14 protein-coding genes are annotated in these 13,610 nt (G+C 64.4%); 8 read left to right on the top strand and 6 right to left on the bottom strand.

The window, feature by feature from the left end; all coding sequences use genetic code 11:
* The coding region (locus LB554_RS26190; RefSeq protein ID WP_224587695.1) for a hypothetical protein at window positions 1-369 on the bottom strand (369 nt) is incomplete at its 3' end.
* Between the two features lie 183 nt (window positions 370-552).
* Here LB554_RS26190 and LB554_RS26195 point away from each other — a divergent pair.
* The 3 genes from LB554_RS26195 to LB554_RS26205 all read left to right on the top strand — a co-directional run bounded on the left by LB554_RS26195 (window position 553) and on the right by LB554_RS26205 (window position 3,694).
* A complete protein-coding gene (locus LB554_RS26195) occupies window positions 553-1,497 on the top strand; it encodes an L-threonylcarbamoyladenylate synthase (protein WP_263486028.1) in 945 nt (314 codons plus the stop codon).
* Between the two features lie 9 nt (window positions 1,498-1,506).
* Window positions 1,507-2,937 (top strand): FAD-binding oxidoreductase, encoded by a 1,431-nt coding sequence (locus LB554_RS26200; protein ID WP_224587697.1) that lies wholly within the window; start codon window positions 1,507-1,509, stop codon window positions 2,935-2,937.
* 190 nt (window positions 2,938-3,127) lie between these two features.
* Complete coding sequence (locus LB554_RS26205) at window positions 3,128-3,694, top strand: DUF6101 family protein (protein ID WP_041163896.1); 567 nt, start codon at window positions 3,128-3,130, stop codon at window positions 3,692-3,694.
* Window positions 3,695-3,891: 197 nt separating this feature from the next.
* Here the strand turns inward: LB554_RS26205 and ubiA are convergent, their stop codons facing one another.
* Together ubiA and LB554_RS26215 are read right to left on the bottom strand one after the other, a co-directional pair.
* Entirely contained in the window at window positions 3,892-4,875 is a 984-nt protein-coding gene (ubiA, locus tag LB554_RS26210) for a 4-hydroxybenzoate octaprenyltransferase (protein ID WP_224587755.1), read from the bottom strand.
* 68 nt (window positions 4,876-4,943) lie between these two features.
* Window positions 4,944-5,855, bottom strand: a complete 912-nt coding sequence (locus LB554_RS26215; RefSeq protein ID WP_224587698.1) for a LysR family transcriptional regulator — start codon at window positions 5,853-5,855, stop codon at window positions 4,944-4,946.
* 90 nt (window positions 5,856-5,945) lie between these two features.
* Here LB554_RS26215 and LB554_RS26220 point away from each other — a divergent pair, with 90 nt between their 5' ends.
* Both LB554_RS26220 and purD read left to right on the top strand, forming a co-directional pair.
* Window positions 5,946-6,767 carry a phytanoyl-CoA dioxygenase family protein gene (locus LB554_RS26220; RefSeq protein ID WP_224587699.1) on the top strand — a complete coding sequence of 274 codons (822 nt, stop codon included), beginning with the start codon at window positions 5,946-5,948 and terminating at the stop codon, window positions 6,765-6,767.
* A 151-nt stretch (window positions 6,768-6,918) separates the two neighbouring features.
* Complete coding sequence (purD, locus tag LB554_RS26225) at window positions 6,919-8,196, top strand: phosphoribosylamine--glycine ligase (RefSeq protein ID WP_224587700.1); 1,278 nt, start codon at window positions 6,919-6,921, stop codon at window positions 8,194-8,196.
* 19 nt (window positions 8,197-8,215) lie between these two features.
* Here purD and LB554_RS26230 read toward each other — a convergent pair whose 3' ends face one another.
* Both LB554_RS26230 and LB554_RS26235 read right to left on the bottom strand, forming a co-directional pair.
* Window positions 8,216-9,382 carry a glycoside hydrolase family 25 protein gene (locus LB554_RS26230; protein WP_263486025.1) on the bottom strand — a complete coding sequence of 389 codons (1,167 nt, stop codon included), beginning with the start codon at window positions 9,380-9,382 and terminating at the stop codon, window positions 8,216-8,218.
* Between the two features lie 83 nt (window positions 9,383-9,465).
* Window positions 9,466-9,702, bottom strand: coding sequence for a hypothetical protein (locus LB554_RS26235; RefSeq protein ID WP_140715026.1), 237 nt, complete (start codon window positions 9,700-9,702; stop codon window positions 9,466-9,468).
* A gap of 212 nt (window positions 9,703-9,914) precedes the next feature.
* Here LB554_RS26235 and LB554_RS26240 point away from each other — a divergent pair, with 212 nt between their 5' ends.
* Together LB554_RS26240 and LB554_RS26245 are read left to right on the top strand one after the other, a co-directional pair.
* Window positions 9,915-11,684, top strand: coding sequence for an acyl-CoA dehydrogenase family protein (locus LB554_RS26240; RefSeq protein ID WP_224587701.1), 1,770 nt, complete (start codon window positions 9,915-9,917; stop codon window positions 11,682-11,684).
* Window positions 11,685-11,703: 19 nt separating this feature from the next.
* Window positions 11,704-12,456, top strand: coding sequence for a crotonase/enoyl-CoA hydratase family protein (locus LB554_RS26245; protein ID WP_224587703.1), 753 nt, complete (start codon window positions 11,704-11,706; stop codon window positions 12,454-12,456).
* A gap of 8 nt (window positions 12,457-12,464) precedes the next feature.
* Here the strand turns inward: LB554_RS26245 and pdxH are convergent, their stop codons facing one another.
* Complete coding sequence (pdxH, locus tag LB554_RS26250) at window positions 12,465-13,082, bottom strand: pyridoxamine 5'-phosphate oxidase (RefSeq protein WP_140617306.1); 618 nt, start codon at window positions 13,080-13,082, stop codon at window positions 12,465-12,467.
* A 40-nt stretch (window positions 13,083-13,122) separates the two neighbouring features.
* Here pdxH and LB554_RS26255 point away from each other — a divergent pair, with 40 nt between their 5' ends.
* The gene (locus LB554_RS26255; RefSeq protein WP_015318820.1) at window positions 13,123-13,584 is read left to right on the top strand and encodes an RT0821/Lpp0805 family surface protein; all 462 of its coding nucleotides are present in this window, start codon (window positions 13,123-13,125) and stop codon (window positions 13,582-13,584) included.
* Window positions 13,585-13,610: the final 26 nt, after the last annotated feature.

Consider the following 13,610-nt stretch of genomic DNA (forward strand, 5'->3'; position numbering starts at 1 on the left):
GGCTGTCGCCGTGGCGGGGGCGGCTGGGGTGGCTGGGGCCGTTGCCGCGGCCGGCGCCTTGGCCTGCACGGGTGTCGAGAAAGCGCCGCCGACGACGCCGCCCCTAATGATCATCGGGCTCTGCGCGAAGGAGTGCCTCGCCTCGGCCTTGCCGGGGATTGCCGCGACCTTTTCGTAGGTGACGTCAGGCTCGCCAAGCGCAACGACGGACACAACGTCGCTCGCCTTGCCGTCGGCCGCCTTCAGCGCAAGGATGGAGGGTGTCGAGGCCGGCGCACCGGGAAAGACCAGCGACGAGGCCTGAGCCCCGCCTCCCATTGAGGCCAAAGTGATGGCAAGCGCTCCCCAGATACGAACAGACACCGACATAGCTCCCATTGCCCAGAAGCCGCACGATAGTACTCGGCGATTGATGCCGGCTTTCGTGGAAAGATAGCATTTTAGGAATTGATGAATTGCCAATGCCCGCTTGCCCCGGCGGCCCCGTCGTATTACGCAGCCGGCATCCGCGAGGTGACGAGAGTGGTTGAAATACTTGCCGTCGGCGAAGCGATGGAACCGGCGTTGGCGCTGCTTGAGGGCGGCGATGTCGTCGCCATTCCAACGGAAACCGTGTACGGGCTTGCCGGCGATGCCACCAACGGCATTGGCGTGGCGCGCATTTTCGAAGCCAAGGGGCGGCCGCGTTTCAATCCGCTGATCGCCCATGTCGCCGACATGGCGATGGCCGAGCGCATCGCCTCGTTCGATCCGCTGTCCAGGAAGCTCGCGCTTGCCTTCTGGCCGGGTCCGCTGACGCTGGTGCTGCCACAGCGCCCCGGCAACGGCATTCATCCGCTGGTTACGGCCGGGCTCGACACGATCGCCGTGCGCATGCCGAGGGGTTTTGGCGGCGACCTGATCGCTAGGCTTGGCCGACCGCTTGCCGCGCCCAGTGCCAACTCATCCGGCAAGATCAGCGCGACGACGGCGCAAGCGGTGGCTGCGGATTTAGGCGGGCGCATCAAACTGGTGGTCGATGGTGGCGCCACGCCGGTCGGGCTGGAATCGACCATCGTCAAGGCCGAAGGCGAAAGATTGCGCCTGCTTCGGCCCGGCGGCATTGCCGCCGACGAGATCGAGGCGGCCATCCGCATGGAGCTGCAGCGCGGCGGCATTGCCGGCGTCGAGGCGCCGGGCATGCTTGCCTCGCATTACGCACCGGGCGCGGCTGTTCGGCTCAATGCCGGCACGGTTGGTGAAGGAGAAGCGTTGCTTGCCTTCGGCGACCAGCGCGCGGAAGGCTGGCGCGGCGCAACCGCTTTCCTCAACCTCTCCCGGTCAGGTGACTTGCGTGAAGCGGCAAGCAATCTCTTTGCCTACATGCAGGATTTGGACCGTAGCGGCGCGCGGATTATCGCCGTCGAGCCAATTCCCTTTGACGGGCTCGGCGAGGCCATCAACGACCGGCTCTCCCGTGCCGCCGCTCCTCGTGACAACGCACAGCCCACAACGTAGTTTTCCCAGATGACCGCAACCGCAAAGACACTCGATCCCGCTCTCATCGATCGTTTCGCGGCGATCGTCGGCGACAAATATGCGCTGCGCGACCAGCAGGACATCGCGCCTTATCTGATCGAGCGACGCGGCCTCTGGCACGGCGCGACGTCCCTGGTGCTGCGGCCGGGCAGCGTCGACGAGGTCAGCCGGATCATGCGGCTGGCGACTGAGACCGGAACGCCGATCGTGCCGCAAAGCGGCAACACCGGGCTGGTCGGCGCGCAAGTGCCGGACAGATCCGGTCGCGAGATCGTCCTGTCGCTGTCGCGGCTGAACCGCATCCGCGAGATCGATGTCCTGTCCAATACGGTCACGGTCGAGGCCGGTGTCATCCTGCAGACCTTGCAGGAAGCGGCCGATGCCGCCAACCGGCTGTTTCCGCTGTCGCTCGCCGCGCAAGGCTCCTGCCAGATCGGCGGCAACCTGTCGTCCAATGCCGGCGGCACCGGCGTGCTGGCCTATGGCAATGCGCGCGAACTGTGCCTCGGCGTCGAGGTGGTGCTGCCGACCGGCGAGGTGTTCGACGATTTGCGCAAACTGAAGAAGGACAACACCGGCTACGACCTGAAGAACCTGTTCATCGGCGCCGAAGGCACGCTCGGTGTCATCACCGCCGCCGTGCTCAAACTGTTCCCGAAGCCGAAGGGGAGGGACGTCGCCTTCGTCGGCCTGTCGTCGCCCGACGCCGCCCTTTCCCTGTTCAGCCTGGCCATGGACCGCGCCGGGGCCGCACTCACGGCCTTCGAACTGATCGGCAAGCGCCCGTACGACTTTACCCTTGCGCACGCCCAGGGCGTCGTGCGGCCGCTTGCCGAAGACTGGCTCTGGTACGTGCTGATGCAGATATCGTCCGGCCGCTCAGCGGAGGATTCTCGGGCGCTGATCGAGGATGTGCTTTCGGCGGGTCTCGAGCAGGAATTCGTCGGCGATGCCGTCATCGCCGCCAGCCTCGGGCAGGGCGATGCCTTCTGGGATTTTCGCGAGCTGTTGCCCGAGGCACAGAAGCCGGAAGGCGCTTCGATCAAGCACGACATTTCGGTGCCGATCGCATCGATACCGCGCTTCATCGCGGAGGCCGCCGGCGCGGTGGCGTCAGTGAGCGCCGGCGCCCGCGTGGTCTGCTTCGGCCATATGGGAGACGGCAATCTCCACTATAACATTTCACGGCCCGCCGACGGCGACGACGAGGCGTTCCTGGCGCTCTATCATGCGATGAACAAGGCCGTGCATGACGTGGTGCGCAGCCTGCACGGTTCGATCTCGGCCGAGCACGGCATCGGTCAGTTGAAGCGCGACGAACTGATCGCCACCGCGCCGCCGATGGCCATCGATCTGATGCGCCGGGTAAAGGCTGCCTTCGATCCGGCGGGCATCATGAATCCTGGTAAGGTTATCTGATCCTTTCAACATCCCGTGGCTGGTGGCATTCCGATAACCATCCCTGCGATCAGCAAAATTTAACCGACTTTCTTAAGCGCGGCGGTAAGGAGCCGGCGCTACTGTTTCCCCATAACGAGGCCGGGAAAACTGGCCCGGAGAGAACCGGACACCGGCTCTCAGGAGACAGACAGGAAGGCGCTCTATGAACGTGAACACTGGACTGAAGCCAGTCTGGGCGGGACGCAACATGCGTCTCGACCCATTCCGCCTGCCGCAGGTGGTGAGCTATGCCACGCGCGACGATTATGGCGACGTAACCTTCACCATCGACCAGCGCGGCGCCGTGATCCGCCGCCTGCTCGAGATGAGCGGCCTGCCGGCGATCATCGTGCTGCCCGCCAATGCATTTCGTGGCGTCGCCGCCCGTGCGATGGAGGATCCGGAAGGCAATGTCACGGTGACCCTGGAACTCCTGCACAACGATCCGATGCTGTCGGTGCCGCTGCTGGTGGCCGACGATCTCGAAGACGTCGCCGCCGACTGGCGCGCCTGGGCCGACGCCTACCGTCTGCCGATGCTGCTGATCGAATCCGATGGCGTCGCCCGCACCCTGGAAGAATCGCTCGGCGCCGCCATCAAGACATTGCCGCCGCGGGAGCGCCGCAAGGGCCGCGTTTCCAATATGCGCCGCCCCCGCTTCCTTGCCCGCCGCAGAGCCGGTGACCTCGGCCTCAGGCTGGTGATCGGCGGCGAGGAGATCATTTCAAGAGACTAGCGTTCTTCTCCCCGTCACTATACGGGGAGAAGTGCCCGGCAGGGCGATGAGAGGCAGCGCTGGCATGATTTTTTGGCCTTAATTGCGTGTGCGCTGGTTCGTCGATGAACCCTCGCCTCGCCACCAAAGGTCGGCGCTGCCCCTCATCCGGCTGCCGCCACCTTTCCCCGTATAGAGACGGGGAGAAGGAAAAGCCGCTACACCAGCGGCTTCAGCGCCACCCACAGTGCGCCGCCGATCAGGCCGAGGAAGATCAGCCAGCCGACCTGGTTGTTCGACCTAAACAGCCGCAGGCACTGGTCTGGATCGTCGATATCCAGAACCGCGATCTGCCGCGCCATGTGGGCGCCGGCGGCGATCAATCCCGCCAGTGCCACCACCGGGGCTTGCGCCGAGGCGAAGGCGATGGCGAAGCAGATCAGCGTACCGCCATAGAGCCCCGCGAGCCATGCCTTGGTGTTGTCGCCGAACAGCCGCGCGGTCGAACGCACGCCGACAATGGCGTCGTCTTCCTTGTCCTGGTGGGCATAGATCGTGTCATAGCCGATCACCCACAGGATCGAACCGATATAGAGCATGATGGCGGGGCCATCGAGATCACCGAACTCGACCGCCCACCCCATCAGCGCGCCCCAGGAAAAGGCGAGGCCGAGAAACAGTTGCGGCCAGTTGGTTATCCGCTTCATGAATGGATAGACGGCGACGATCGCCAGCGAGCAGACGCCGAGCAGAATGGCAAAGCTGTTGAACTGCAGGAGAACCGCCAGGCCGACCAGGGCCTGCAGGACAAGAAACAGCCAGGCCCGCCGGCGCGTGGTCTGACCGGACGGTAGCGGGCGTGAGCGGGTGCGTTCGACCTGGTTATCGATGTCCTGGTCGACAATGTCGTTATAGGTGCAACCGGCGCCACGCATGGCGATGGCGCCAATCAGGAAGAGCACAAGGTACAAGGGCGCCGGCAGCAGCGAGAGCAGCGGGTCGCCTGGGCGCGGATAGGCGCTCGCCGCAAGTGCCGCCGACCACCAGCATGGCCACAAAAGCAACTGCCAGCCGATCGGCCTGTCCCACCGCGCCAGCTGCGCATAGGGCCAGATCGCGCGCGGCAGCACGCGATAGACCCAATGGCGGTTCGGCGCATCGGCGACGCGACCCTGGGCCGCTTTTGACTGGACAGGTTCCATCGGCATGGAGTGGCAGCAGCGGCGGAAACCGTCAAGCGGCAAGCGGCGGAGCGGCGGCCGCCAACCCGTCACGACGCGAAGATGTCGCGTGTGGAAAACCAGACTTTCGCCACCGCGATGAAAGCCAGCGCCGCATTCGACACGCGCTGATGCGTATCATGGGTGAGAATGATGCGCTGCATGGGCAGCGGATCCGACAGCGGTTTGCAGACGAGGCGCAAGCCGTCATAGCTGCGGTCGCCATGCGGGCGGGTATAGCTGACCGCGACGCCGAAGCCGTTGGCCACCATGCTGCGCTGGAGTTCGAACGAACTTGTTCGCATGTCGGCCACCGGCGACAGGCCACGGCCGCGGAACAGGTCGAGCATATGCTGCCAGCTATGCGGCTGGTCGGTCGTGATCAGCGGGTAGGCGGCCAGATCCGCCAGGCTGACCTCGGGCCGGCCCGCCAGTGCATGGCCCGCCGGCAGCAGCGCATGCGGCCGAAGCTCGTGCAGCAGGATGCGGGCGAAATGCGACGGCAGGCCGAGATCGTAGCTGAGGCCGAGGTCGACGGTAGCATCCGCCAGGCGTCGCCCGAGCGTCTCGAACGTCTCGTCACGGACGACAACCGCGACCGCTGGATGGCGTTCGGAGAAGGCGCGGATGAGGCCCGGCGCGAAGAAGGGCGCCAGATCCTCGAAGCAGCCGAGCACCAGCTCGCCACCGATGGCTGAATTGCCCGAACCCAGGCTCATGAGTTCGTCGGTCTCGGCAAGGACCTGCTTTGCCTTCGCTACCACGACACGGCCGAACGAGGTCAGCGAAACGCCGCTTCCCCGCTGGCGCACAAACAGCTTCTGGCCGAAATCCCTTTCGATGGCGTCGATGGCCACTGAAATCGACGGCTGCGAAATGTTGATCGCCCGCGCCGCGCCGGTAACGCTGCCATGGCGGGCGACGGCAATGAGATAGCGGAGTTGCGTGAGCGTAAGGCTCATAGCCAAAACCTATGTGTCAGATGAGAAGTTATTATTTTACTGAATGAGAGGAGATTGCGATAGTGGCCTCGATCCTAAGAGGAGGACACCATGGCTTCCCAAACCGCAGCGCAGCCAATCGACACCGAAATCATCGATGCGCGGACAATTGCCGACTACCAAAGTGACGGCGCGGTCTGCATCCGCGGCGCCTTCAAGGGCTGGGTCGACACCATTGCCGCCGGCATCGAGCGCAACATGCGGAGCCGCAGCGCCACCGCGTCCGACATCGCTGGCGGCAAGGGCAGCTTCTTCGACGATTACTGCAACTGGGAGCGTATCCCTGAATTCGTCGATGTCGTGCGCAATTCGCCGGCGGCGCGACTGGCGGCCGCGGTGATGCAGTCGCGCACCGCGCAGTTCTTCCACGACCATGTGCTGGTCAAGGAGCCCGGTACGCAGAAGCCGACGCCGTGGCACCAGGACATCCCCTATTATTTCGTCGACGGCCAGCAGACGGTGAGCTTCTGGATCCCCATCGATCCTGTGAAGGAGGCGACGCTGCGCCTGATCGCCGGCTCGCACAAATGGGACAAGATGATCCTGCCGGTACGCTGGCTGGACGATGGCAATTTTTACGCCGCCGAGGGCGATTACCGTCCGGTGCCCGATCCCGACACCGATCCATCGATGAAAGTTATCGAATGGGAGATGGAGCCGGGCGACGCCATCCTGTTCGACTTCAGGACGGCACACGGCGCGCGCGGCAATATGACCGCGGCCCGGCGCCGGGCGTTGTCGCTGCGCTGGGTCGGCGACGATGCCCATTATGTCGAGCGACCGGGCCGCACCTCGCCGCCCTATCACGGCCATGGCATGCAGCCGGGACAGAAGCTGCGCGAGGATTGGTTTCCGGTGGTCTTTCAGGGCTGAACGAGCGCCGGAATAGGGGCGGCGGTGGCCGGCGCCCTATTCGACAGGGATAACGTTCCCGTGCGCAATCCACCCTGACGCCTTGACCCGTCGCCCAGAGAGCAATAGCGGGTTGTTCTCTCTATGGGATCGGCGGCATCAAGAGGTGGCCATGAACGTTCTTCTTCTCGGCTCCGGCGGCCGCGAACATGCGCTGGCCTGGAAGATCGCCGCTTCGCCGCTGCTGACCAAGCTCTACGCGGCCCCCGGCAATCCGGGCATTGGCAGCGAGGCCGAACTGGTGAAGCTTGATATCACCGATCACGCCGCGGTCGCCGCCTTCTGCCGGGAGAAAAAAATCGATCTCGTCGTGGTCGGCCCGGAAGGGCCGCTCGTCGCCGGCATCGCCGATGATCTGCGCGCCGAAAACATCCGCGTCTTCGGGCCTTCGAAGGCCGCCGCGCGGCTGGAAGGCTCGAAGGGTTTCACCAAGGACCTCTGCGCCCGGTACAACATTCCGACCGCCGCCTATGGCCGGTTCGGCGACCTGGCCTCGGCCAAGGCCTATGTCGAGAAGACAGGTGCGCCGATCGTCATTAAGGCCGACGGGCTCGCAGCTGGCAAGGGTGTCACCGTAGCCATGACGATGGACGAGGCACGGGCGGCACTCGCTTCCTGCTTTGACGGGTCCTTTGGTGCTGCCGGCGCGGAGGTGGTGGTCGAGGAATTCATGACCGGCGAGGAGGCGAGTTTCTTCTGCCTCTGCGACGGCACCACGGCGCTTCCCTTCGGCACCGCGCAGGACCACAAGCGCGTCGGTGATGGCGACGTCGGTCCCAACACCGGCGGCATGGGTGCCTATTCGCCGGCCCCCGTAATGACGCCTGACATGATCGAGCGCACCATGCGCGAGATCATCGAGCCGACCATGCACGGCATGGCCGAGCTTGGCGCGCCTTTCGCCGGGATTCTGTTCGCCGGACTGATGATCACGGAAAGCGGGCCGAAGCTGATCGAATACAACACCCGCTTCGGCGATCCGGAATGCCAGGTGCTGGTGATGCGGCTCAGGGATGACCTGCTGGTGCTGCTCAATGCCGCGACCGATGGCCAGCTCGCGCATATGTCGGTGCGCTGGCGTGACGAGGCGGCGCTGACCGTCGTGATGGCGGCCAGGGGCTATCCCGGCACACCGGAGAAAGGCTCCGTCATCCGCGGCGTCGAGGACGCCGCCGGTGAAGGCGTCCAGATTTTCCATGCCGGCACCGCAATCAATGGCGGTGCGCTGGTCGCCAACGGCGGCCGTGTGCTCAATGTCACGGCGAGCGGCGCCACGGTCGGAGAGGCGCAGGCGCGGGCCTATGCCGCCCTCGACCGCATCGACTGGCCGGACGGGTTTTGCCGCCGCGACATAGGCTGGCAGGCCGTGGCGCGCGAGCAGGCCGGCTGAAGCTCCGACCGGGTGGCGGCTATTGCTGACCTCGGTCGAGGGTTGTCGAAGCGGTGCTGACCGGGTCGGCCGCGGCAAAGGCGGCGTCAAGCTGTTCGGGGGAACGCTGCCCGCCCCGCTTCCAGGCCACATATTGGACAATGCCGAACCCCGGTCGTCGCGGCACCGTCTTCACGACTGGCATGCGGAACCCGTCGCGAAATTTTGACCAGCGCGAACCAAGCACGGCGACCATTTCCTCGAAGGTCGGCGGCGTCGCCACATCGGCATAAATGATGGTGGCCTTGCCGGCGAGCGCGGCTTCCCGCGAGAGCGGCACTGGTACGCTGGCAAGATAATCGGCAGGCACGTCGATCAGGCCACTGAAAGGCCATTGCTGGCGCAGAGTGACGGCATCCGCGGGCGCCACGTTGACGTCGATGTTGTCGGGTGTGCCGGCAACCCTGTAGGGGCAACGGAAGCGGCCGCAATTGGCCTGCGCCGAGAACTGCCAGAGCGCGTAGCCCTGCCAGTTGCCCATCGGAAAATGCACGTTGATGTCAGGCTTATAGCGCGCGTACCAAAGCGGCAGCCGCGACAAGAGCCGGTATTTGTAGCGGTTGTCGGCGATATATTGGGCGGTCTTGCCGTTGGTGTAGAGCACCGGGAAGCGGCCGATGCGCCGATGCACCTGGCGGGCGAACTCCTCGGCATCGTCGAGCGACATCCATTGCGAGGGATCGATGCCCTCGATGTCGAGGGCCATGAGGTCGTCCGGTGCGGGGTTGGCGAAATCGAGGAAATTGTTGGCCTGCTCGACCGGATTGCCGGGACGGGCGAGATGATAGGCGCCCCATTTCATGCCGAGCGCCTTGGCCACGACCCTGCGTGTCTGGAACAATTCGCGCGTCACCGCGTGACGTTTCCATAGCGCCTTGCACAGTTTCACGTCAGTGTCGCCGCCGAAACAGAAATAGGGCGGCGGCATGCCATCGGAAGCCTTGTTGATGAAGGCGACGATGCGCTTGTCGGTGACAAGCTGGGCCCAGTCGATGGAATTGTATTCGTAGGCGTCGATGACGAGCGCGCGGTCAGCGCTCTTCCACGGCTCGGAGAAGTCCGAAGCCTTTGCCGCCGTGCCCAGCACAATCGCTGCCGCGAAAGCGAGAAGCGCCGTGCGGCGAAGGAGGCGCGCCGTCCTTTTCAAAACAGGGAATCCCCGTTGATCAAGGGTAAATCCTGGACCGCTATGGTTAAGAAAATGCTTCTCGGACCCTGGTGCGGGATAAGCTAGCGCCGGCTGAACGGTTGAAATTCGAACGGGTCGGGCGCGGGCTCCTGTTGCAGCGTACCTTCGGCGGCGCGTTTGCGGTGGTGGGCAAGCGAGCATCGCGGCGAGCACAATATGCCGCGATCCGACCAGTAGGCGGCACCATTTCCCAGGTCGCCGTGATAATAGGAAAACCCGGTTGCCCGATAGGGCAAACCGCATTCGATGCAGCGATAGGCGTCAGGTCTGGCAAGCATGAGAATCTTCCGGTCGCTGGTTTTCCGTCGCCGGTCGATCTGGTCCGGCTATCTGTCGAATTTAATACAGCCCGGCCTGATTGCAAAATCAGCGTGACAAAATTTGACGTTTACGTAAAAAGGCGATGGGAGACCGCCCAAAGGCGGATGGTTTTGCGGCGGCACTGGCCCTAGGGTCGGCGAGGCCGATGCATAAGGGAGGATCGAGCGGCATGTATCGGGCACCGGTCGAGGATATCGCGTTCACCGTGAAGCATGTGGCCGGCATGAAATCCGCCATCGATACGGGAGCGTTCGGAGACCTCAGCGAGGATCTGGTCGACGCCGTCCTCGGCGAGGCCGGCCGTTTCGCCTCCGAGGAGGTGGCCCCCCTTTATAAAATCGGCGACGAGCATGGCGCCGTGCTCGGCGATGGCGCGGTCACCACCCCGCCGGGGTGGAAGGAACTCTATCGCCGCTGGATCGAAGGCGGCTGGAATGCGCTCTCCGGGCCGGAAGAGTATGGCGGCCAGGCGCTGCCGACCATGCTCGGCGTCGCCGCACTCGAAATGTGGAACTCCGCCGCTATGGCCTTCGGCATCGGCCCGACGCTGACCATGGGCGCGGTCGAGGCGCTCGACAAGCACGCTTCCGAGGAACTCAAGGCGACATATCTGGCAAAGCTCGTCTCCGGCGAATGGATGGGCACGATGAACCTGACCGAGCCGCAGGCCGGATCGGACCTCGCCGCCTTGCGCGCCCGCGCCGAGCCCGCCGGCGACGGCACCTACCGCCTCTTCGGCCAGAAGATATTCATCACTTACGGCGAGCACGATTTCACCGACAACATCATCCATCTGGTGCTGGCGCGGCTTCCCGATGCGCCGGCCGGAACGCGTGGCATCTCGCTGTTCCTGGTGCCGAAATTCCTGGTCGGCGACGATGGCTCGCTCGGTGCGCGCAACGACGTCTTCTGTTCCGGCCTCGAGCACAAGCTCGGCATCCATGCCTCGCCGACCTGCACCATGATCTATGGCGATGGTTTTCAGGGCGCCAGGCCTGGCGCCATCGGCTGGCTGATCGGCGAGGAGAACAAGGGCCTCGCCTGCATGTTCACCATGATGAACAATGCCCGCCTCGCCGTCGGGATGCAGGGCGTCGCGGTCGCGGAAGCAGCGACCCAGAAGGCGATTGCCTATGCCAATGAACGCCGCCAGGGCAAGGCGGCGGATTACGCCGGCGCCGGCATGGCGCCGATCGTCCACCACCCCGACGTGCAGCGCAATCTCCTGACCATGAAGGCGCTAACCCAGATCGCGCGGTCGATCAGTTATTCCTGTGCCCACGCCATCGACATGGCGCGCGTGTCGTCAGGCGGCGAGGCGGCGCATTGGCGCGACCGTGCAAATTTGCTGACTCCGCTCGCCAAGGCGTTTTCGACCGATGTCGGCGTGGAAGTTGCCTCGCTTGGCGTCCAGGTGCATGGCGGCATGGGCTTCATCGAGGAAACGGGTGCGGCCGCGTACTATCGCGACGCGCGCATCGCGCCGATCTATGAGGGCACGAACGGCATCCAGGCGATCGACCTGGTGACCCGAAAACTGCCGCTTGGCGGCGGCGAGCATGTGCATGGCTACATCGACGAACTGGCCGGTATCGCCAATGCGGTGCGAACGTCGAACCTCGAAGGTTTTGGCCGCACCGCCGACACTCTCGATCAGGCGCTCTCCGATTTGACGCAAGCGACGCGTTTCCTGCAGAAATTGTCGGCCGAGGGCCGGACGGAGGAGGCGCTGGCCGGTGCGACACCGTATCTCCGGCTGATCTCGCTTGCCGCCGGCGGTGCCTATCTGGCGCTGGCCGCTCTTGCCGACCAGGGCCGCATCGCGCTTTGCCGCTTCTTCGCCGAAAACCTGCTTGGCGAAGCCAGCGCGTTGAAGGAGCGCGTCATCGATGGCGCCGATAGCCTGGCTGCTGCCGCCGAGGCACTGATTTCCGCCTGACCTTCACAAGGAAAACACCGTGACAGACCACATCCTCGTCGAGCGCCAGGGCGCCATCCAGCTCATCCGCATGAACCGGCCGGACAAGAAGAACGCGCTGACGCGTGCCATGTATGCGAAAATGTCGGCGGCCCTTGCCGAAGGCGACGCCGATCCGGCGGTCCGCGTCCATGTCTTTCTCGGCGTGCCCGGCGCCTTTTCCTCCGGCAACGACCTTGCCGATTTCATGGTCGTGGCCACCGGCGGCGATGGCGGCACCGAAGTCTGGGATTTCCTGATCGCCCTGGCCGGGGTCGAAAAGCCCATCGTGTCCGGCGTCGACGGTATCGCGGTCGGCATCGGCACCACGATCAACCTGCACTGCGACCTGACTTTCGCCACGCCGCGCACCGTGTTTCGGACCCCCTTCGTCGATCTCGGCCTCGTGCCCGAGGCAGGATCGAGCCTTTTGGCGCCCCGCATCCTGGGCCAGCAGGGTGCTTTCGCCCTGCTCGGTCTCGGTGAGGGATTTTCGGCCGAGCGCGCGAAGGCCGCCGGGCTGATCTACGAGGTGGTCGAGGAAGGTGGGCTGGAGGCTTCGGTGCTTGCAGCGGCCGGCCAGATCGCGGCCAAGCCACCGCAAGCGCTCAAGATCGCGCGCGACCTGATGCGTGGCTCACGCGACGATCTGGTTGCCCGCATCGGGATAGAGAGCGAGCATTTCCGCGAGCGGCTGAAATCCGACGAGGCGCGCGCCGCTCTCACGGCATTCATGACCAGGAAAAAGGGCTGAAGTTTTTTTCAGGGATAGAGCCTGGCCTTGTCCCAGCCGCCTGCCGCGTTGCGTGAAAAGACCACGCGGTCATGCAGCCGGAACGGCCGGTCGTGCCAGAATTCGATCGTCTTCGGCACGATTCGGAAGCCCGACCAATGTTTCGGTCGCGGGATTTCGCCGATGGCATAACGCGCCGTGTATTCTGCGACCGCCTTTTCCAGCGCGAAGCGGCTTTCCAGCGGGCGCGATTGCTTCGACGCCCAGGCGCCGATGCGGCTGCCGCGTGGCCGCGTGGCGTAATAGCTGTCGGCTTCCGCATCGCTGACGAGCTCCACCGGACCGCGAATGCGCACCTGGCGGCGCAGCGATTTCCAATGGAAACACATCGCCGCCTTCATGCTGCCAAGAATCTCCTGGCCCTTGGCGCTCTCGAAATTCGTGTAGAACACAAAGCCGCTTTCATCGAACCCCTTGAGCAGCACCATCCTTACGTCCGGCATGCCCTCGGCATCGACGGTCGCCAATGCCACGCCATTGGCATCGTTGATTTCGCTCTTGGTAGCGTCGTCCAGCCATGCGGCAAAGAGGCGAAACGGCTCGGCCGCCTCGGTAAAGTCACTGCTTGTTAACTCTGTGTCACTCATAGTTTTTCTCAAATTGTCACGAGACCAGGGAGGTCGCCGATTGTCGCGTATCGCGCAAGCTTTTGACAGCAGGCAATGGGGCGTTATCGCTTCAGCCAGCACGAAAGCGGCGATCGTGGCAGTCGCCCTGCCGCTCGCGGCCTGCGGTGCAGGTGGCTTCAGCCTGGAAAAGGCCGAAGTCGACCGCTCGATCCTGACCAGCAGCACATCGGCTTCGCCCAAGCCGGCCGATTCGGATCGCGACTCCGACCAGACGACGATCGGCAATGCGGTATCGTCCGCCGATATCGAGCAACTCGGCGGCCAGGCGGTGCCGTGGGCGAACACCGGCACCGGGTCGCGCGGCTCCATCACCGAACTGGCGGAATTGAAGGACAGCGGCCAGACCTGCCGCCGCTTCAAGGTTTCGCGCGAAAGCTTTGACGGCGTTGCCATGTTCCAGGGCGAACTCTGTCTTGCCGGTGCCGGCGGCTGGCGCATGCAGGGCTTCAAGGCACTCTGATTTTCCGCCGTCGATATGAAGGTCCG

The sequence above is a fragment of the Mesorhizobium sp. CO1-1-11 genome (assembly GCF_020164995.1).
Taxonomy (GTDB): domain Bacteria; phylum Pseudomonadota; class Alphaproteobacteria; order Rhizobiales; family Rhizobiaceae; genus Mesorhizobium; species Mesorhizobium australicum.

What these genes read in the sequence shown, in the direction of transcription:
- pdxH (WP_140617306.1), bottom strand. Translation starts at nt 13,082, where the DNA reads ATGAGTGACACAGAGTTAACAAGCAGTGACTTTACCGAGGCGGCCGAG.
- ubiA (WP_224587755.1), bottom strand. Translation starts at nt 4,875, where the DNA reads ATGGAACCTGTCCAGTCAAAAGCGGCCCAGGGTCGCGTCGCCGATGCG.
- LB554_RS26195 (WP_263486028.1), top strand. Translation starts at nt 553, where the DNA reads ATGGAACCGGCGTTGGCGCTGCTTGAGGGCGGCGATGTCGTCGCCATT.
- LB554_RS26240 (WP_224587701.1), top strand. Translation starts at nt 9,915, where the DNA reads ATGTATCGGGCACCGGTCGAGGATATCGCGTTCACCGTGAAGCATGTG.
- LB554_RS26220 (WP_224587699.1), top strand. Translation starts at nt 5,946, where the DNA reads ATGGCTTCCCAAACCGCAGCGCAGCCAATCGACACCGAAATCATCGAT.
- LB554_RS26200 (WP_224587697.1), top strand. Translation starts at nt 1,507, where the DNA reads ATGACCGCAACCGCAAAGACACTCGATCCCGCTCTCATCGATCGTTTC.
- purD (WP_224587700.1), top strand. Translation starts at nt 6,919, where the DNA reads ATGAACGTTCTTCTTCTCGGCTCCGGCGGCCGCGAACATGCGCTGGCC.
- LB554_RS26215 (WP_224587698.1), bottom strand. Translation starts at nt 5,855, where the DNA reads ATGAGCCTTACGCTCACGCAACTCCGCTATCTCATTGCCGTCGCCCGC.
- LB554_RS26235 (WP_140715026.1), bottom strand. Translation starts at nt 9,702, where the DNA reads ATGCTTGCCAGACCTGACGCCTATCGCTGCATCGAATGCGGTTTGCCC.